General features: G+C 67.9%; 17 protein-coding genes. 4 read left to right on the top strand and 13 right to left on the bottom strand.

What is annotated here, in order from left to right; all coding sequences use genetic code 11:
* The first annotated feature begins 62 nt into the window (after positions 1 to 62).
* From ACXZ1E_RS14105 to ACXZ1E_RS14095, 3 genes are read left to right on the top strand one after another with little or no spacing between them, the layout of a single operon-like run.
* Positions 63 to 1,466, top strand: a complete 1,404-nt coding sequence (locus ACXZ1E_RS14105; protein ID WP_458041088.1) for an O-antigen ligase family protein — start codon at positions 63 to 65, stop codon at positions 1,464 to 1,466.
* Positions 1,463 to 2,791, top strand: a complete 1,329-nt coding sequence (locus ACXZ1E_RS14100; protein WP_458041087.1) for an O-antigen ligase family protein — start codon at positions 1,463 to 1,465, stop codon at positions 2,789 to 2,791. The genes ACXZ1E_RS14105 and ACXZ1E_RS14100 overlap by 4 nt, the downstream gene beginning before the upstream one ends.
* A gap of 59 nt (positions 2,792 to 2,850) precedes the next feature.
* On the top strand, positions 2,851 to 3,849 hold the full coding sequence (locus ACXZ1E_RS14095) for a glycosyltransferase family 2 protein (protein ID WP_458041086.1): 999 nt from the start codon (positions 2,851 to 2,853) through the stop codon (positions 3,847 to 3,849).
* A 4-nt stretch (positions 3,850 to 3,853) separates the two neighbouring features.
* Here the strand turns inward: ACXZ1E_RS14095 and ACXZ1E_RS14090 are convergent, their stop codons facing one another.
* The 12 genes from ACXZ1E_RS14090 to add form a co-directional block, all read right to left on the bottom strand.
* A complete protein-coding gene (locus ACXZ1E_RS14090; RefSeq protein WP_458041085.1) occupies positions 3,854 to 4,600 on the bottom strand; it encodes an ABC transporter ATP-binding protein in 747 nt (248 codons plus the stop codon).
* Positions 4,600 to 5,391: an ABC transporter permease gene (locus ACXZ1E_RS14085; RefSeq protein ID WP_458041084.1), complete on the bottom strand. Its 792-nt coding sequence runs from the start codon at positions 5,389 to 5,391 to the stop codon at positions 4,600 to 4,602. The genes ACXZ1E_RS14090 and ACXZ1E_RS14085 overlap by 1 nt, the downstream gene beginning before the upstream one ends.
* 25 nt (positions 5,392 to 5,416) lie before the next feature.
* Positions 5,417 to 6,541 carry an acyl-CoA dehydrogenase family protein gene (locus tag ACXZ1E_RS14080; RefSeq protein ID WP_458041083.1) on the bottom strand — a complete coding sequence of 375 codons (1,125 nt, stop codon included), beginning with the start codon at positions 6,539 to 6,541 and terminating at the stop codon, positions 5,417 to 5,419.
* Between the two features lie 27 nt (positions 6,542 to 6,568).
* Positions 6,569 to 7,354, bottom strand: a complete 786-nt coding sequence (locus tag ACXZ1E_RS14075) for a GntR family transcriptional regulator (protein ID WP_458041082.1) — start codon at positions 7,352 to 7,354, stop codon at positions 6,569 to 6,571.
* On the bottom strand, positions 7,351 to 8,265 hold the full coding sequence (locus tag ACXZ1E_RS14070) for an ABC transporter permease (RefSeq protein WP_458041081.1): 915 nt from the start codon (positions 8,263 to 8,265) through the stop codon (positions 7,351 to 7,353). The genes ACXZ1E_RS14075 and ACXZ1E_RS14070 overlap by 4 nt, the downstream gene beginning before the upstream one ends.
* The gene (locus ACXZ1E_RS14065; RefSeq protein WP_458041080.1) at positions 8,262 to 9,428 is read right to left on the bottom strand and encodes an ABC transporter permease; all 1,167 of its coding nucleotides are present in this window, start codon (positions 9,426 to 9,428) and stop codon (positions 8,262 to 8,264) included. Before ACXZ1E_RS14065 ends, ACXZ1E_RS14070 begins: the two co-directional genes overlap by 4 nt.
* On the bottom strand, positions 9,425 to 11,257 hold the full coding sequence (locus tag ACXZ1E_RS14060) for an adenine deaminase C-terminal domain-containing protein (RefSeq protein ID WP_458041079.1): 1,833 nt from the start codon (positions 11,255 to 11,257) through the stop codon (positions 9,425 to 9,427). Before ACXZ1E_RS14060 ends, ACXZ1E_RS14065 begins: the two co-directional genes overlap by 4 nt.
* Positions 11,254 to 12,837 (bottom strand): ABC transporter ATP-binding protein, encoded by a 1,584-nt coding sequence (locus tag ACXZ1E_RS14055; RefSeq protein WP_458041078.1) that lies wholly within the window; start codon positions 12,835 to 12,837, stop codon positions 11,254 to 11,256. The genes ACXZ1E_RS14060 and ACXZ1E_RS14055 overlap by 4 nt, the downstream gene beginning before the upstream one ends.
* A 166-nt stretch (positions 12,838 to 13,003) precedes the next feature.
* Entirely contained in the window at positions 13,004 to 14,395 is a 1,392-nt protein-coding gene (locus ACXZ1E_RS14050; protein WP_458041077.1) for an IS1380 family transposase, read from the bottom strand.
* 121 nt (positions 14,396 to 14,516) lie between these two features.
* On the bottom strand, positions 14,517 to 15,542 hold the full coding sequence (locus ACXZ1E_RS14045; RefSeq protein ID WP_458041076.1) for a BMP family lipoprotein: 1,026 nt from the start codon (positions 15,540 to 15,542) through the stop codon (positions 14,517 to 14,519).
* 103 nt (positions 15,543 to 15,645) lie between these two features.
* Complete coding sequence (locus tag ACXZ1E_RS14040; protein ID WP_458041075.1) at positions 15,646 to 16,359, bottom strand: hypothetical protein; 714 nt, start codon at positions 16,357 to 16,359, stop codon at positions 15,646 to 15,648.
* The gene (gene add, locus ACXZ1E_RS14035) at positions 16,359 to 17,483 is read right to left on the bottom strand and encodes an adenosine deaminase (protein WP_458041074.1); all 1,125 of its coding nucleotides are present in this window, start codon (positions 17,481 to 17,483) and stop codon (positions 16,359 to 16,361) included. Before add ends, ACXZ1E_RS14040 begins: the two co-directional genes overlap by 1 nt.
* Positions 17,484 to 17,705: 222 nt before the next feature.
* On the opposite strand from add, the gene ACXZ1E_RS14030 reads away from it, so the two are divergent.
* The gene (locus tag ACXZ1E_RS14030) at positions 17,706 to 18,194 is read left to right on the top strand and encodes a nucleoside deaminase (protein ID WP_100814085.1); all 489 of its coding nucleotides are present in this window, start codon (positions 17,706 to 17,708) and stop codon (positions 18,192 to 18,194) included.
* Here ACXZ1E_RS14030 and ACXZ1E_RS14025 read toward each other — a convergent pair.
* Positions 18,191 to 18,670, bottom strand: a complete 480-nt coding sequence (locus ACXZ1E_RS14025) for a hypothetical protein (protein ID WP_458041073.1) — start codon at positions 18,668 to 18,670, stop codon at positions 18,191 to 18,193. The two genes, ACXZ1E_RS14030 and ACXZ1E_RS14025, sit on opposite strands and share 4 nt — an antisense overlap.
* Positions 18,671 to 18,736: the final 66 nt, after the last annotated feature.

Raw genomic sequence — 18,736 nt, 5'->3', positions numbered from 1 at the left:
CGCCCGCACCTACCTCGCGACACCCGGGAAGGGCCACCCGATGCCGGTAACCTGATTGCACCATGGCCGTCCACACGCGACACCCCGTTGGCGCCCCTCCCGCGGCGCCCATCCGCGAATCCACGGGGCACCTGCTGTTGCGCGGCTACACGATCTTCGTCCTCTTCGTCGCGCTCGCGACGACATTCTGGTTCAACCTGCTCGGCGCCGTCGGGCTCGTGATTCTCGTCTGCGCCACGACGCTCGTGAGCGCAATCTTGTGGGCCGTGCTCCGCCCCGTGATCGCGTGGCGTCAGCTGCCATGGCTGCCGCTCGCCTACGTCGCCTGGGCCGCAGCATCCGTGATCTGGTCGACCTGGCGCGACGCGACCGTCCTCACGTGGGTGCTGCTGGCCGCGACCACCGTCCAGGGCCTCTTCATCGCGAGCGTGCTGACCTGGCGCGAACTCGTGCGCGCGATCGCCTCCGCGCTCAAGTGGGTCATGGCCCTGTCGATCCTGTTCGAGCTGTGGGTCTCGCTCATCGTGCAGCATCCGATCCTGCCGAACTTCCTGCTCTGGAGCGGCGACATCGTCACCGAACTGGACTGGTCCCGCAACAACCTCTTCGATGGCGGCCGCATCCAGGGCATCGTCGGCAACGCACACCTGCTCGCGATCGCCGCGCTGCTGGCGATCATCGTCTTCGCGATCCGGATCGCCTCGGGCGCGCCACGCACAGCCCTGTTGTATGGATGGATCGCCCTGTCGGCGTTCCTCCTCTGGCGTTCGAGCTCGGCAAGTGTCTGGCTCGCCGTCGTCGCGGTGGCGGTTGTTCTCGTGACGGCACTCCTCATGCGAACGACCCGCAGACCAGGCGAGCGCACCAAGTTCTACATTGCGTACGCCGCCGTCGGGCTGGGTGGGGCGCTCGCGGCCTGGTTCGGGCGCGATGCGATCCTGGAGCTGCTCGGCCGGGGAGGCGACCTCACAGGCCGCACGGGAATCTGGGAAGCCGTGTGGGCCCGCGTCGTCGAGCATCCGGTCTTGGGGTGGGGCTTCTCCACCCCGTGGCTGCCCTGGGTGCCCGAGATCGACGGATGGATCGTGGTAAACGATCTGACCGTGTTCCACGCTCACAACATGTGGCTCGACGCCCTCTTCCAGGTCGGGGCCATCGGTCTCGGTCTGCTGATCCTGACGTATGTGGCGCTGATCTGGCGTGCCTGGTTCTTCGCGATCGATCGCCCCCGCTGGGATCTGACGGCCGACAGACCCTACCAAGCACTCACTCTGTTGCCGACGCTCGTCATGACCGTCCTGCTAGTCCAGGGCCTGGCGGAATCCCGCCCCCTCTCGGAGTGGGGCTGGCTGTTCGTCGTCATGCTGTCGCACAAGATCGGGCAGTCCCCGCTCGTCGGCGAGGGCCCGGCCGAACGCCGACTCGCGATGGAGCGCGGCGAGCAGGTCGAGCGGACGATGAGGTGACGAACCCCGCGCGCATGCCGCGGCATCCGCTGCTCGATTGGACCTGGGATGCGCTCGATTCCGCGGCCTTCGCACGGGCCTTCACACTCGCCGTCTTCGGCACGGTGGCCCTGTCGTCCGCGATCCACCGGACCGCGGGCGTCGTAACGTACGCCACGATCATCGCGGGACTGTGCGGGGTGGGTATCGCTGTGCTGGTGCGCCGTCGACACGAACTCGCCCTCGTGCGCCTCGTGCCGACGACGCTCGTGTTGTTCCTCGCGTGGCTTCTGGTGACCGCCGTGTGGAGCACAGAACCACCCCGAACGCTCGTCGGCTGGCTCGTGCTCGCGGGACCCGCGTTCCTCGCCATCGTGATCGGACACGTCCGCGACACCCTGCAGACGGTGCGAGCCCTCGGCGACACGCTGCGCGCTCTGCTCGCCCTCTCGCTGGCGCTCGAGATCCTCTCGGGCATCCTCCTCGACCTGCCGATCAGATTCCTGGGGATCCAGGGGAACATCGTCCTCGGGGGTCCGATCCAGGGCATCTTCGGCACACGCAACATGCTCGGCTTCGTCGCGGTGATCGCGCTCATCACGTTCGTCATCGAGTGGCGTACCCGGTCGATCCCCCGCGGTCTCGCGATCTTCTCCCTCGTCCTCGGCGGATTGCTCGCACTGCTTTCCGCATCGCCAACGGTCTTCGTCCTCGCGCTCGCGGTCGCCACCGCGACGGGCGCGCTGGCGCTCGTGCGGCACGCGCCCCCCGAGCAACGACGAAGCCTGCAGATCTCACTGCTGGCGCTCGTCGTCGTGGGCGGTGTGTTCGCGTATTTCTTCCGTCGCGCGATCATCGCGATCCTGAACGCGGGCTCCGACTTCGCCACCAGAGCCGAGCTCTGGGACACAATCCTGAACATCTACGTGCGATACCGCCCGATCCAGGGGTGGGGATGGGTCGGCGGGTGGCCGACGGACGAGTTCCCCTATACGTCGATCAACATCATCACGGATGAGACTCATGCGACCGCCCTGAACGCGTACTTCGACGTGCTCTTGCAGACCGGATGGGTCGGGCTCCTGCTGTTCGTCGGGATGTGCGCCCTCGCCCTCGTCCGCTCATGGCTCGTGGCGAGCAAGCGCCGCTCTGTCCTCTACGCCTGGACTCCTCTCATCTTGATCACCCTGCTCGTCGATTCGATGTTCGAGAGCTTCACGCTGGGTGGATTCGGGTGGCTCCTGCTCGTGGTGTGCGTCGTACGCGCCGGGCTGAGCAGGTCGTGGCGGGAGGGCATCGTGCCCGCGGTGCCGGATCTGCCGCTCCCCGCAAGTGGCGACCGATAGATCCAGGTCCGCAGGCATCGAAAGGGCACAAGCTGCCGTGCCGGTAGGATGAGATCGCCATGCCACAGAGCCCAGATGCGACGGAAGCCTCGTCGACCGAGACCGTGTTCGACCCCGCATCGGCAACCATCGCGATAGTCACCTACAACCGTTCGGCGCTGCTGTCGAAGCTACTCGCCTCGATCGTGCGGATGGACCCCCACCCGGGTCACGTGGTCATCATCGACAACGCGTCCGTCGATGACACCGCCGAGGTCGTCGAATCCTTCCGGGATCAGATCCCGGCGAAGATCGTGTATCGCCGCCTCGAGACGAACACGGGCGGCTCGGGCGGGTTCAGCGAGGGCATGCGGGTCGCCTACGAGCTGGGCTCGACATGGATGTGGCTGATGGACGACGATGTAGAGGTCCTACCCGACGGACTCGCGCGCATGGGCGACTGGGCGCCCCGGTTCAAGAGCATTCAGGGCCGCCGCTACGACTACGACGGCAGCGAGTTCTACTGGCAGTACCGAGTCGCCGAGCCACTGGGCATCCCGATCCCCTTCGCTCCGGCGGGCTTCGACGAATCGGGCTTCAAGCAGATGAACTCCGGATGCTTCGAGGGCATGTTCATCCACCGCGACATCGTCCAGCAGATCGGGCTACCCGACCCCCGTTTCTTCATTTACTGGGACGACCAGATGTACGGGTGGCTTGCCTCACGCAAGACGACATCCGTGATCGTGAACGAGTTCGTGTTGCGACGCACCCGCGAGATCAAGCAGTGGGACATGGGCATCCGCCACATGAATGCCTCGAGCAACGCATATCGGTACTACATCATGCGCAATCGCGGACACATGAAGAACTACTACCGCGCGCTCGGCGTCCATCGACCCATTCTCTTCGGCGTGGGTACCACGCTGACGTTCTTGAAAGAGCTCATCCGCCTGTTCGCCGTCGAGCGCACGGTGCGCGGCACGAGTAACCTCTGGCGCGGACTCCGCGACGGCGGCAAGATCGCGCGGGATGCTTCCTGGCAGCCGATGCCGCCGCTGGAGACTCTGCCGCGCTGACCGACTATGCCTGGGGGCTGTTGTGGTCGGCGTTGTACCGGTCGAGGACCTCATCGATCGGGCCGTCCAGCACGAGCCGGTGCTTGTCGAGGTACAGGCCGCGGGTGCAGAACCGGCGCAGGTCGCGCTCGTTGTGCGAGACGAAGAAGAGCGTCCGTCCCTCGGCCAGCAGCTCGTCGATCCGCTTGTAGCACTTCTCTTTGAACGCCTTGTCGCCCACGGCGAGCACCTCGTCGACGAGCAGGATCGGCTCCTCGAGCTGCGAGACGACCGCGAACGCCAGGCGCACCTTCATGCCGCTCGACAGGTGCTTGTAAGGCGTGTCGACGGAGTCGTGCAGTTCGGCGAAATCGATGATGCCGTCGAACCTGCGCGCGACCTCTGCGCGAGACATCCCGTGCAGTCCCGCCGTCAGGCGGACGTTCTCGCGCACCGTCAGGTCGCCGACGAACCCTCCGGTGATCTCGATCAGCGGAGCGACGCCCCCGTTGACCTGCACGGTACCCTCGTCGGCGAGCAGCACCCGTGCGACGAGCTTCAGAAGCGTGGACTTGCCCTGACCGTTGCGGCCGACGACCCCGATGGACTCACCGGGCTGAACGTCGAACGAGACGTTTCGCAGCGCCCAGAATTCGTTGGGACGGACGCGACGAGATGACCCGGCGAACAGGTCCTTGAAGCTGCGGCGTCCGCGCCGATTGCGCCGGAACCGGATGCCGAGGTCGCGCACCTCGATGGCTGCGCCGCTCATCAGAGCTCCTTCAGGACGGGTCGTTCGAGCTTGCGGAACACCAGGATCCCGAGCCCGAGGAATGCGAGGCACATCACGGCACCGACCACCACACTCAGGGTGTCCCAGACCTCGGGGAAGAACCCGACGCGATACAGCGTGAAGATGCCGGACAGCGGGTTGAACGCCGCTAGCTGCGGAAAGAAGCCGGGCAGATCGCCCACGCTGTAGATGATCGGCGAGGCGTAGAACAGCACGCGCAGGATCAGCTTGGTGGTGCGCTCGAGGTCTGTGTAGAGAACACACAAGGGGGCCACGAGCAGACCGAGGCCGACGAGCAGAGCCGTCTGCAGGATGATCGCCACCGGGAACCAGAGCAGACCCCACCCGACCGGAGCGCCGGCGATGATCGCGAAGCCGACGAGCACGGGCAGCGAGCAGAGAAACTCGACGCCCTTGCTCAGGACGATGCGGTTCACCCAGATCGATCGGGGAATCGCGGTCGACCGGACGAGCCGTGCGTCTTTATTGAACGCGCGTGTGAAGTCGGAGACGGCCGAGTTGAACCACACCCACGGCAGCAGCGCCGTGATCAGGAACACGATGTAGGGCTCGTGTCCGACCGTGCGCTGGAAGATCTGCGTGAAGACGAACCAATAGATCGCGCTCATCACGAGCGGATCGAGGATCGACCACAGGTATCCGAGGGCGCTCGTGGCATAGCGAACGCGCAGGTCGCGGGCCGAGAGCAGCCAGAGGGAGTGCAGGTATCGCCGGGCGGAGCCGGGGCTACCGACGGCGGCGGTGGTCACGCATGCGAGTCTATGCGCGTCCGCGTCAGCCCGCGTCGAGCACCCACCCACCGACGACCTCCGCGCTGAACGGCACCGAATAAGCCATGATCGCGCCAGCCTGGGCGTCGCGGAAGATGCGCTGGATCGGCGATGACACCAGGTATCCGCTCCCTCCCCCGACCTTTACGGCGAGCGCCGCCGCACGCTTGGCGACCTCGTTGGCGAGCATCTTCGTCTCGGTCGCGGTGGGCATGGCCTCGGGCGACCGCGCGTCCGCGAGCCACGTCACCTGCTCGGCCATCAGCCGCGCAGCGCGCGTCTCGGCCCACGCCATCGCCGTTTCGGATCGCACCCAGGATGCCTCGGCGAGGGTCGTCTCAGAACCCGGTGCACGGCGGCCACGAGCGTAGTCCGCCAGCGCATCGAGCGCGGACTCGGCGATCCCGATGGAGAGGAACGCGAAACCGACGGTGATGAGGTTGGCGTAGTCGGCGGGCGGCGGACCGCACAGTCGCGAACGCCGTAGCGGGGTGTCCTGGAACAGGATGCTGCGGCTGCGGGTCGCCCGCATGCCCATCGTCTCGTCGATCGGGGGGAACGAGAGTGTGTCGTCGACGCTGACGCCGAAGAACGCGGGCGCGCCGTCGATGCGGGCGTTGAGGAACATGTGCTGCGCCGCCTCGGAGCCCGAGACGAAGAGTTTGCGGCCGGTGAGAGTCCAGTCCTCCCCCGCGGGGGTCGCGTCCTGCTGGGAGTCGAGGAAGAAGTTGCCACCCGCCGGCTCCGATAGGGCATTCGCGAATCGACGACCCGCCCGCAGCTCACCGGCGAAGAACGCCGCCTGGTCGGGTGCCGACATCGTCACGAGCGCGTGCGCGGCCCCGATGTGCATGAGCCAGACCGCGGCAACCGCAGGGTGCTGCGACGCCAGGACCCGGACGACCTGCCCGAGCGTCGCGTACGACAGGGCCGAGCCCCCGTGCTCGACGGGCAGGAAAGCGGCGTCCAGACCGCTGGCGGCGAGCGCTTCGAGATGTTCGATCGGCAGTCGTGCCGACACGTCGTCCGCGGCGACCGTCTGCGCGAAACCATCGGCGAGCCCGATGACGGTATCGATCCAGCCGCGCTCGGACTCGGGAACGACGACGGGCGACGGGCGGGTGAGCATGGGGACTCCTCGGGTGAGAACGGGCGATTAGAACTGGTACCGGGCGGTACTGAAGACCTGCGGGGGCCGGACGGTCCGCATCATCGAATACGAAACGGTGGCGGGATCATGCAGCTCACGCGCGTGGAAGAGGCGGCGGCCGCTCAGCCCGATCCCGACGATGTCGAGGGTCAGGACGGGGATGCCAGGCGCCCTTTCGAACAACACCGCATCCTCATCGCCGAGGATCTCGGCCGACGGTGTCGCGACCTCCCACGCCACGGCCTCGCCCCACAGCCGGGTCGCGGCCGAATAGATCGAGTCACCCAGTTCTGCCGAGTCGACACCGGGAGGCAGGGGCACGAGGTCGAAGGCGAGCATCGCGACGGCGCCGTCGGCGCGCCACCGTTTGACGACACGCGCAGCGCGGACACCTGCCTCGATCATGAGCAGACCGGCCACGTCGGGCGGCATGACGATTTCGCTCGTCTCGATGACCTCGACCGAGCTCTCGTACCCCAACTGCTGCAACAGCACCTCGTGCTCGAGCTGGTCCTCGAATCGCACGCTCATGCGCATCGCGACCGGGTCGACCTCGGTCGCCGCTCCCTGTCTACGCAGCACGATGCCCTGCTGTTCAAGCGACGCCAGCACGTCCCGCACCTGCTTGCGGCTGCAACCGACCCGCTCCGCGAGCTCGACCTCTCCGGGCAGGTTCGACCCCGCCTCGGCCGCGTCGCGGACGAACTTGAGGACAGCAGCGAGCACGCGGCGGCTCTCCTGCCGGGACGACGAATCGCGGGCAGTCGCGTCGCGGGCAACAGCATCGCTCATGAGATCCGCATCCGGGGGGTCAGGCGACGCAACTGCGCACGCGAGGTGAAGACGAGGACGATGAGCGTGACGACATACGGAAGAGTCTGATACACCTCGCTCGGCACCTGCAGCCCGGTGGACTGCGCGAGCAACGAGAAGCTCTGCAGGAAGGCGAACAGGAGGGCACCGAGAGCGATCCCGACCGGGGACATCCGTCCCATGATCACGACCGCGAGCACGATGTAGCCGCGGCCCGCCGTGATTCCCGGGGCGAACGATCCGATCGTTCCCACCGTGATCACCGCGCCGGCGATACCCGCCAGAGCGCCACCGATGAGCAGGGTATTCGCCCCCACGCGCTGAGCTCGCACGCCCCGCAGCTGGGCAGAAGCCGTGTCGGACCCCACTGCCCGCACCTGCAACCCGAAGCGTGTGAAACGCATCACGGCCCAGGCCACGACAAGCAGAGCAACGGTCGCGTAGACCACGGGGCTCTGGGTGAACAGCACGGGACCGAGAACGGGAATATCGGCCAGGGGCCCGAGAGGCAGCTTCGGGATCGTGGTCACGCTCACGTTCGTCTGCCCGGACGGGACCCAGAGCTGGAACAGATAGGTGCTGAGGCCGAGGCCCAGCATCGTGATCGCGAGTCCGACGACGATCTCGTTGGCGTGCAGCCGGTACACGGCGGTGTTCATCAGGAGAGCGAGCAGGATGCCTGTTGCAGCACCCGCAGCGAGCCCGGCAACGGCACCCGCCATGCTCGCGACGAATACGCCGACGAACGCACCCATGATCATCATTCCCTCGATGCCGAGGTTGATGCGGCCCGCCCGCTCGACGAATCCCTCGCCGATGCCCGCGAGGATCAGCGGCGCGGAAAGCGCGAGAGCGCCGGCCAAGATCGAGACCCAGAGTTCGAGGCTCACCGGATTCCCTCCGATCGTTCGGCCTCGGCGGATGTGCCGGCCTCCGCCTCGATGGCGGCTCCCGTGCCCGGGCCGGGCACGGCGTCGTCATCCGCGGCCGCGGGGGTGCCCGACGGCGCAACCGCGGCCGCCGGTGAACGCTGAACGGCGGCGATGCAGGCGACGCCGAGCAGCAGCACGCCCTTGATGACCTCGGCGATCGAGGACGGAATCGTGCCCGTGGCCGACTGCATCCCGACCGCGCCCGCCGTCAGTGCCGAGAAGAACAGCGCCGCGAGGACGACGCCGGTCGGGACGAGGGCACCGAGCAGTGCGACCGCGAGACCCGAGAAGCCGACGCCCCCCGAGACGGAGCCGAGAAGTCGCTCATTGACCCCGGCGACCTGGATCCATCCCACGACCCCCGCGCCGATCCCGGACAAGACCATGGTCGAGTAGATCGTGCGACGCCGGGTCGCGCCCAGGCGCAGGGCGAGCTTCGGACGGGACGCGAAAACTCCGAGCCGCGTGCTGCCGGGCGTGCGACGCCACCAGATGAAGACGGCGGCCACCACGATCACCAGCAGGATGCCCGCGTGGGCGCGAGTGCCCGGGATGAGCGTCGGGAGCGCCGCGGCCTCGGGGAGTCGCTCACTCTGCGGGGTGGCGGTGTCTTCGGGCGAGGCCAGCCAGGTCCGCAGGGTCAGTCCGAGCACCCCGACTGCGACGTAGTTGAGCAGCAGGGTCGAGAGGATCTCGTTCACCCGCCACCGCACAGCGAGGAGCGCCGGGAGAAGAGCCCAGAGACCTCCGCCGAGGGCGCCCGCGACGGCACCGACGAGCCAGAAGACAGGTGCGGGTGCGCCGTCGCCCAGCACGTCACGCGTCGCGAGGATTGTGCCCGTGGCGAGGATCGCACCGATTGTGACCTGCCCCTCGGCCCCGACCGAGAACACGCCGGCACGCAAAGCGGGAATCAGGGTCAGTGCGATGATCGCGATCGGCACGGCGCCGACGAGCACCTCGCCGACACGGTACGGCGAGCTCGACACGCCCTCGACGAGGCCGCGAAGGCCCACGAGGGGATCCGCGCCCGCGAACACGATGAGCGCCGCCGAGATCAGCACGACCCCGACCAGCACCCCGACCGTGGTGACCCACTGCCGGGTGTCGAACGACCTCACGAGGGGCCCTCCGATCCATGCCCGGCCGAACCCTCTGAGCCGTGCCCGCACGAGTCGATGGGCCCGGGCAGCAAGACGTCGACGAACTCTTGCGTGAAAGCGTCGATGAGGCCGCGCTCCGTCACACCCAGATCGGGCACCACGTAGAGCCCGACGAAGGACAGGATGATGAAGGGGGACGGGATGGGGCATCCGAGTTCCGCCGTCGCAGCGTGCGCGACCCGCAGCGCCTCAGCAGTCTCTTCGAACGGCGCGGCGCTCATCATGCCCCCGACGGGCAGGGCGACGCGAGCCAGCACCTCACCATCGGCGACAGTGACGTAGCCGCCCTGCATGGCGCGCAGTTCTTCGACCGCTTGGAGCATGGATGCGTCGTCCGCACCGACCACGGCGATGTTCATGTTGGGGCAGTTCATCGTGATGGCGATGGCGCCACGGCGCAGGCCGAACCCACGCACGAATCCGAGCCCGACGCTGCCGTCGCGGTGGTGCCGGTCGACGATCGCGATCTTCAGCACGTCCTGCGCCGGGTCGGCTATGACCTGTCCCCCGACCACCGGCAGTTTCGCGTCGAAGGCACGCTTGAAATAGCCCTTGTACATCTCCATGGCACGCACACCCACGGTCGCGGCTTCCGCGGGGGCGGCGAGCTCGAACATGCGGGGGTCGAGCGTCGCGGGCAGCCGTACCGTGTCGAGCACCCAATCGGGCACCGGGTCCTCGTTCGCGAACAGCGCCACTCCCCCGGCCGCGACGATCTCACCCGCGACGATGACGCTCGAGGGACGCACGTCCGCCAGATCGGGCACGATCTGAAGGTCGGCGAGGCGCGACGGGGCGAGCACCCCCAGGACCTGATCGAGCCGGTAGTAGTGCGCAGCATGGGTCGTCGCCATCCGGTACGCCAGCTGCGGGTCAACGCCGAAGCGGATCGCCTGACGAACATGATGGTCGATGTGTCCCTCGGTCATGAGGTCGAGGACGTGCTTGTCGTCGGCGCAGAAACACAGGCTCCGCAGAGCGTGCGCGATAGCCTCCAGATCGGCGAAGATCGGCACCGTGTTGTCGGTGAGCGACGAGCCCATGATCGTGATCATGGCGCCGAGCCGCGTGCGCTCCAGCACCTCGTCGACCGTCGCAGAGTTGTGGTCGTCACCGACACCCGCGGCGAGATAGCCCCACAGCGACTCTTCGGTCTGGGCGGCCGTGTGGCCCGTGATGCGGCGGCCGGAAGCCAGCGCCTCGCGAAAACGGCCGGTCGATGTGTCGCCGTAGTCGAACGGGTTGCCCTCGCCGAGGGTCACCGTGACGTCGCCGTGCAGGCGCCCGCGCACGACCTCTTCGGCGATGACTGCGCCGCCCCGCTCGAGTGTCGTGGATGCCGGCGTCGTCGGCGAAACCTGCTGAAAGATGTGCAGGGGCGTGCCGGTGGTGAGCGCGAAGTCCATCCCCCGCGTGCCCCAGACGTTCGCGGAACCGTTCGGGTCGGTCAACACGGTCGTCGTGCCACGCGCCACGCTCAGACGGGCGAGCTCGCCCGGTGTCAGATTGGTGTACTCGATGTGCAGGTGGGCGTCGATGAATCCGGGCACGACGTGACTTCCGGATGCATCGATTTCGGCGAGGGCGTCGCGGAAATGCCCCCACGGGGTCAGAGTCGCGATGTGGCGTCCCGCGATCACGACGTCGCGCTCGAGCCATTCCTCGGTGCCGGGTGACTGCACGAGCCCCCCGCGGACGATGAGGTCCGCCAACTCACGGCCGGTCGCCACGGCGCGAAGGCGGCCGAGTTCGTCCGCTGTGGGATAGAGGTCGCTCTTGTCGGTCATTGCTTCTCCGTCTGTGAATGTGCGGGACCCGGCTCCGTGAGCCCGGCCATCGCCGCGCCCAGGCGCGATGTCGTGGCCTCCGCCACCGGCAGGTCGGCGACGATGCGTCCGCCGAACATGACCAGCACGCGGTCGGCCAGCGCGAGGATCTCATCGAGGTCGTGCGAGGCAACCAGCACGGCGGCCCCTGCCTCGGATGCTGCGACGAGCCGCTCGCGCACGGCCTGAGCCGCCCGCAGGTCGAGGCCCTGCGTCGGGCCGTAGGAGAGCACAACGCGCGGCGCCTCGCCCTCGCCCCACACAGTGCCGAGCTCGCGCGCCACGAGCAGCTTCTGCTGATTGCCGCCCGAGAGTCCACCCGCGGCGAGCGCGGGCTCCGCCGGGCGAACGTCGAAGGAGCGGAGGATCTCGGCGTGTGTCGTGCGACGCGCCCGCGAGCCCGTCCGCCGACCTGTCGCGCTGGCGTAGACGTCGAGGTTCTCGCGGAGCGTGAGGGTCGGCACGATGGCCTCGTTGCGCTCCTCGGGGATCCAGGCGACGCCGGCGCGCAGCATCCCCCGTGCATCCGTGACCAGCTCGTCGGCGACCCGCACCTCGCCCGCCTGCGGCCTCTCGAATCCGGCGAGGACGTCCATCAGCAGGTTCTGGCCGCTTCCCGCGACTCCCGCGACTCCGACGATCTCACCGGCGCGGACATCGAGAGAGACATTGACCAGCGAGGCATCGCGGCGCGAGGCAGCTGTCAATCCGCGGGCGAAAAGCGTCGTGGGTCCCGGCACGCGTCGGGTGCGAGCAGCGGGTTGCGGCAGGTCCCCGACCATGAGTTCGGCGATGCGCGCGGGTTCGAGGCCCGCCGCAGGTCCGTGATGCACGACCCGCCCATGTGAGAGCACCGTGACCTCGTCGGCGACCTGGCGCACCTCATCGAGGCGGTGCGTGATCAGCAGGATGGCCGTGCCGAGTTCGCATAGTGCGCGCAGGTGGTCGAAGAGACCACCGACCTCCAGGGGGCCGAGGCTTGCGGTGGGCTCGTCGAGAATAAGCGTCGTCGCCCCCTCGGCCAGCGCGACGACGATCTCACCCAGCTGTCGGTGGGCCTGGCTGAGAGCGGAGGTCGGCACATCCAGATCCACCTGAACACCCGCGCGTTCCAGGGTCGCGGCGAGCACCGCGCGTGCACGCGAACGCCGGGCGAGCGGGCTGCGACCCGTCAACAGAAAGTTCTCGACGAGCGTGAGCTCGCCGACGAGGCTGAGCTGCTGCGGCACCATGTCGATGCCGAGCCGCTTGGCGTCGGCACGGTCGTGCGGCGCGTACGAAGAATCCGCGATCGTCATGACGGCGGCATCAGGACGCTCGATACCCGCGAGGATCTTCGCGAGCGTCGACTTGCCCGCGCCGTTCTCTCCGACGAGGGCATGCACTCGGCCGGGATGCACCGCGATGGCGGCGTCATCGAGCGCCCGCACGGCGCCGAAGCTCTTCGAGACGGACCGCGCCACGAGGGCGCGGCCCGAGGTGCTCGCTGAGTCGGACCGCGTCCGGTGGACGCGGTCCGACTCGGTGGAGGGATTACTCATTAGCCTCGACCTTTCATGGTCGTTGTGAGCGGGGTCGAATGAGCGTGGGTGCGCTCGCTTGAACCTGATTCTGTCGCCTGGGTACGACAATGAGTCGCGTGTCGCTGCGTGGGCGGGGTTCCGGTCCGGGGCGGTGCTGTCGTGGGTGGACTGAAGGCTGCCGGCGTCAGCCGGGCGCCCGCGCGTGAGCGCGCAGCCCGGTGATCGCCGCGAGGGCCGTGGCGACCCAGGTTGCCCGGTCGGAGAGGTGCAGGGTCGTGCGCCGGCCGTGCCGCGCGATCGCTGCCGGGATGGAGAACAGCCGCAGCCGTAACCGTTTCGGTTCCCACCGGCGGGCGGCATCGGTGGGGTGCGCGAGCATTCCCATCCAGGCCATCAGTTCGGACGCGAGGGCCACGAGGTGGCACCAAATGCGGTTCTGATCGAACGCTTTCAGGGGCAGGTTGCGCAGTCCGGTGTCTTTCGCGATACGGATGCGGTCCTCGCAGCGCGCCCGCCGACGGTGCCGCAGCTCGAGGGCGGCGAGTTGCCCGCGGGCCGTGTTCGTGGCGAACGCGGTCAGGCGGTAACCGTCGACGTCATCGAACCGCAGTTGCGCGCCGGGGTGTGGTCGTTCGCGGCGCACGATGACACGCATCCCTGGCGGCCATTTCGTGAGGTCGAGGATCCCGGTGAACTCGGCGACATCCGCACCCGGGCGGCCTTCTTCGGCCGCGTTGTAGGCCGGTGCCCACACCTTCTCGGGGATCTTCCGATACAGCTCCGGGGTGAACTGAGGGAGCGTGAACCCCACCGAATACGCCAACCGGCGCCCGCTGAGCCACTTCACGAACTCGTGCGTTCCACCGGCACCGTCGGCGCGGATCAGCACGCTCTTCCCCGGCCGGGCCGAACCTCCGGGCAACTGCGCGAGCGCTTGTTTCACGACGTCGATGTGGTCCGCGGCGGTGTTCGAGCCGGCGTTGCCCGGGCGGAGCTTGATCGCGAGCGCCTCACCCGCCCCGGGTTTCCCGTGGTCGAGAAACGCGCACAACGGATGAAAGCCGAAGCCGCGCTTGTATGTCGGTGCGGCGTGTTCTTTCTCGGAGTGCGCGGTGATCAACGTCGCATCCAGATCGATGATCAGCGGGTCCTTCACCGTCGCGGCGTGACCGGGCGCGTGCTCACCGGCCAGCGACCACGCCCGCTCCCGAGCAGTGGCTCTCGCGGTGTTGATCGCAGCGATCGCGCGGTCCGGGTCAGCAGCGAGGGCCGCGATCGTGCGGGACACCGTCGGGTCTGATGCGACCGGCCCGAACACCCCTGGCTCGCCGCGGAGCACCCCGATGTCAGCGAGAGCGTCACCACCCAACGTGAGCGCGATCGCAAGATCCACGACAACTTTCCCGGGATCATGGATCGCAAACGGCTTCCGCCACGGCCCGAGAGCCTCGGACAGCGCCCGGTCAAGACCAGTGGCGCGTGCGGTTTCGGTCAGCAGCACACCGCCCGCTTGACCGATCGCGGACACCCTCGCGGTGTCAACATTCACGCGGGGATACGCTCCGGTATTCTTCACCCTGAAGGTGCTCCTTCTTGCGGATCAATACGACTCTCGACAAGCCTTATTCTCCCAGGTCAGGAGCACTTTCCCTATCCAACACGCACGGTCGCCGGACCACAAGCGTGAAAGCCCGAGGTTAGGAGATGGTGATGCTTCCGTCGATCAGACCGGCGATGACGTCCTCGACCTTCGATGCAACATCGGCGGGGACGGCGCCATCCACATCGTTGATGGGATCGTAGACGATGCCACCGTTCTCGAGCGTGGATGTCACACCCTTGCCGCCGAAGTCGCCCGCAGCCACCTCTTCGACCCAGGCCTTGACGATCGGATACATGTCGAGGTCCACCGTCGAGACGTTGGTCGCGAGCGCATCCGCACCGGCCGCGGACGAGACGCCCACGGTCAACACGCCGGCCTCGGACGCTGCAGCTCCCACTCCCGCGGCGATTCCATCGCCGGTCGTGTAGACGAGTCGTGCACCCTGACCGATCAGACCGGTGGTCGCGGATGCCGCAGCCTCGGCGTCATCGAAGCTTCCCGCGTAGACGACGGGCAGCAGCTCGGCTGCCGGGTTCGCGGCCGCGACGCCCTGCTGGAAGAACGCGTCGGTCGCTACAACGAAGTCGAGCTCGAGGCTCTCCACACGGCCGATCGGGGTCGCCCCGGTCGCGCCGGCGATGTAGCCCGAGAGGTATCCGACCTGCGGGGTGTCGTAGGTCCAGGTTTCGACGTTGTCTGTGTACTTCTCGAGGATGTCGGGGCCGCCGGATGCCGTGAATGCCAGGTCCGGGAAGTCCTCCGCCACGGAGAAGATCGCGTCACCGAGTTCGATGCCGTGTCCGATGATCAAATCGAACCCCTGGCTGGCGAAGTCGGCCACCACGGGCTCGCTCGTCGCCGGGTCGGCCATCTGCTCGCGCAATTCGTATTCGATCAAGCCCTCGTCCTCCAACTGAGCGAGCGCGTCCGCGAGGGCCTGGTTGAATGCGCCGTCGTTTGCGTTGCCGGGGGTGAGCGCACCGACGCGGATGACGTCGGAGCCGGCATCACCGGAGGCGCTGGAGGATTCTTCGGCCGAGCCGGAGCATCCGGCCAGAAGGAGAGCTGATCCGGCGACCAGGGCGGCGGCCGAGAGCAGGGTGCGGCGTTTGGTGCTCATGGGTGGGTCCTTTCGGGGTGAGTGAGTGCTGGGTTGCGGGTGAGGGGCGGGCGGAGCGGAACAGGCGGGGTCGAGGTCGGGGTCCGAGGCGGGGACGGGGTCGTCACGGGAACACCTCGCCGAGCACCTCGGCGAAGAGCGCGTCGTCGCGCTCGCCCGTCTCGGCGAAACCCGCGGCCAGGGTCGGTCCGACGAACGCGGCGCTCGCGGCGGACCAATGACCGAGCAGCGCTCCGGTCGCAACGGAGAAGCAGGGATCGAGCCCCGCGATCGATGGCGCGGAGTCGGGGTGCACGGCGTCGTCGTCCACGCACACCACCGGGGTCCCGTGCAACGCCCGAGCCGTGCCTGTCTCGGGCAGGCGCCCCGTGCGCTCGAGACCGATCAGTGCCGCCGTGGTCAGGAAGCCGCGGAGCGCAGGATCATCGACGCAGGCTGCCGCATCCTTCGTGCACCCCGCTACCCAGGTGATCGTGCCGTCCGCCGCCACCCGCACAGCACCCCGCTGCGTTCCGAGCGCCGTGTCACCCTGCGCGATGACCTCGATCCGGAGCGCGAACAGGTCGTCGTCACGCGAGAAGGTGATGCGCTCGGTGTAGAGAGGTTCGGACTTGCCGCCCACGACCGAGTACGAATCGGGCCATTCGGCGACGATCGACGCCAGGCCGACCTCACGGGCGACGGCAGCACCCACGGGTTCCACGTCGACGTTGCCGCTGGCGTTCGCGATGCCAGCGCCCGCTGCACTCGCGCCCACGACGAGGAGGGCGAGGGCGGCTGCCGCCACCGTCGCCTTCCTCGCGCGGGCACGACGCATCAGTACACCGCCTCCGGTGCGACGCGGGCGAGCTCGGCACGCAGCGTCCGCTTCGTGTCGTCGTTCGCGAAGCTCGCGTTGATCGAGCGTCCGGCAAAGCCCGCCAGGTCGGTCAGGTCGAACCCGAACTGTTCGGCGGCGACGGCCCAGTCGGCCTCGAGCGTCGTGCCGAGCGGTGCCGGGTCATCCGTGTTCAGGGTTACCAGCACGCCCGCCTCGAGCAGTCGAGGAAGCGGATGCTCGGACCACGACGGCGCGATACCGAGAGCGACATTGGAGCGGGGGCACACCCCAAGGCTGATGCTGTCGACGACGAGTCGCTCGACCAACGCCGGGTCTTCGATCGAGCGCACCCCGTGATCGATGCGTTCCGCGTGCAGCAGGTCGAGCGCGTCCCAGACGCCCTCGGGACCGCTGGACTCCCCCGCGTGGACCGTGCGACGCAGACCGCCGGACCCGGCAAGCGCGAAAGCATCTCGGAACTTCTCGCCCGTACGTCCCGACGCTTTCTCGTCACCGTCGACCGACAACGCAACGACGCGCTTCGGCCTGCGGGCGACGAGATCGCGAACCAGATCCTCGGCCTCGGCGGCACCCTGACCGCGCAGGAGCGAGTACGCGACTCCGACCTCGCAGAGACCGTCGGTCTCGGCCTCGTCGAAGCCCGCGCCGAGCGCGTCGAGCAGGTCGAGTTCGCGCCCGCGCCAGGTGCTCCAGTGGGTCGGGTTGACGATCACGTCGCTGTATCGGATGCCGGAGGCACTCTGCCGCGCGGCGAATGCGTAGGCCACCCGCGCGGCCTGCGCGGGCGTCTGCACGAGACCGCACTGCCAGTCGAGGAAGCGCAGGAATCCGCTCAGACCACCCGCGCCGGCTCCGGCTTCGGCTCCCCCGGTCGTGACGTCGGGGACTTCGAACGCATGATGCGTTGCGACATCGAATAGCGTCGCGGCGGGCCCGGGCAGCGAGGCGCCGTTCTCTTTAGCGAGGGTGAGCAGATCGATCAGCGCGAACGTGCCCTCGAGATGGATGTGCACCTCGGCCTTGGGCAGCGACCGGATCTGCTCTTCGTCCACGCGAGCGCGCACCGCGGTCGACGCGGATCCGGGCGTTGAGGTGGACATCGGTTCCTCGGGTCGGGGGGTATGAGAAGCGGCGGCGGGGTGGGTCACCCCAGAACGGTAACCGGGCGAGACAGCTTGTTCACAAGTTAAGAGAAAGACGTTCGAAGGTCGTAACACCGTCGTAACCGGCGGTCACGATTCTGCGTTTTCGCGGCATACGATGAAAACCTGCGCGTCAGACACCGACACGCAACGTCACACTTGTTCACAACTAGGAGTTTCATGCCCGCATCTCTGAGCGATGAGGATCTCGGCCACTTGCGCGAGAGCATCCGCGTCGCCGAGCAGTCGCGCGCCGAAGGGTCGCATCCGTTCGGGTCCTTGGTCGTCGACGTCCGCGGCCGAATCGTGTCGTCCTACGGCAACAACTCTTTGCCGCCCCACGGAGACCCCACGCAGCACGCAGAGATGCGTGCGGTCGCCGCTGCCGCGCGACTTCTCGGCCCGGACGGGATGCGCGGATCGACCCTCTTCACAAGCGCCGAACCGTGCGCGATGTGCGCGGGCGCTGCCTACTGGACAGGCATCGACCGCGTCGTTTATGCGCTCTCTGAGAGGCGTCTGCTTTCACTCACGGGTGCGCACGAGGAGAACCCGACACTCGACCTCCCGTGCCGCGAGGTATTCGCCCGGGGTCAGCGCACCGTTCAGGTCGTGGGGCCCATGCTCGAGGACGAGGCGGCCCAGGCGCACACGGGCTTCTGGGTCTAGAAGGCCGCGCGTATCTGTTCGAGCTTTCCGCGGTCGGTCGGCGCGACGGCGTACAGCCCCTGCTTCACGAAGTCATCCGCCGTTATGCCGAAGGGCGCAACGGAATCAAGGTATGTCAGGTATTCGTCTTCCGAAGCGAACTCGTAGATTCTGACCTCACTGCCGTCGAGGGTGCCCACGCCCCATTGCGAGATGTAGTCCGCGGTACCCCGCAGAGTGAAGTTGGCGAGTCCCAATCGATCCGCGATGTTCACCAACTCGTGCTGCGCGGGCGAGGTGGGTGAGGGAATGGGCTCGACGGTAGGTGTGGGGGGGCCCGAGGCGTACGGTTCGTGTGATGCCGTGGGTTGCGCCGAAGGCGACACGGTCTGCTGAGCAGTCGCGCTCGCGCCTGCCTGCGGCTCCGCCGCGCAGCCCACGACCACGATGCTCATCGCGAGGACGGCGGCGACGGAAGAAGAACGGTATGCAGGCACGCATGGAGCCTAACTCCGGTCTTCGACATGAGCGGCGAGCCACACGAGGCGCGGCCGAAAGACCAT

It is taken from the genome of Pacificispira sp. HM-600 (assembly GCF_977993705.1).
The sequence above is the reverse complement of the archived record's forward strand: the minus strand, read 5'-3'. Positions and strand labels throughout refer to the sequence as shown.

Coding starts and splice junctions, on each gene's coding strand:
- ACXZ1E_RS14095 (WP_458041086.1), top strand. CDS start 2,851: ATGCCACAGAGCCCAGATGCGACGGAAGCCTCGTCGACCGAGACCGTG.
- ACXZ1E_RS14030 (WP_100814085.1), top strand. CDS start 17,706: ATGCCCGCATCTCTGAGCGATGAGGATCTCGGCCACTTGCGCGAGAGC.
- ACXZ1E_RS14045 (WP_458041076.1), bottom strand. CDS start 15,542: ATGAGCACCAAACGCCGCACCCTGCTCTCGGCCGCCGCCCTGGTCGCC.
- ACXZ1E_RS14060 (WP_458041079.1), bottom strand. CDS start 11,257: ATGACCGACAAGAGCGACCTCTATCCCACAGCGGACGAACTCGGCCGC.
- ACXZ1E_RS14075 (WP_458041082.1), bottom strand. CDS start 7,354: ATGAGCGATGCTGTTGCCCGCGACGCGACTGCCCGCGATTCGTCGTCC.
- add (WP_458041074.1), bottom strand. CDS start 17,483: ATGTCCACCTCAACGCCCGGATCCGCGTCGACCGCGGTGCGCGCTCGC.
- ACXZ1E_RS14105 (WP_458041088.1), top strand. CDS start 63: ATGGCCGTCCACACGCGACACCCCGTTGGCGCCCCTCCCGCGGCGCCC.
- ACXZ1E_RS14080 (WP_458041083.1), bottom strand. CDS start 6,541: ATGCTCACCCGCCCGTCGCCCGTCGTCGTTCCCGAGTCCGAGCGCGGC.
- ACXZ1E_RS14055 (WP_458041078.1), bottom strand. CDS start 12,837: ATGAGTAATCCCTCCACCGAGTCGGACCGCGTCCACCGGACGCGGTCC.
- ACXZ1E_RS14040 (WP_458041075.1), bottom strand. CDS start 16,359: ATGCGTCGTGCCCGCGCGAGGAAGGCGACGGTGGCGGCAGCCGCCCTC.
- ACXZ1E_RS14090 (WP_458041085.1), bottom strand. CDS start 4,600: ATGAGCGGCGCAGCCATCGAGGTGCGCGACCTCGGCATCCGGTTCCGG.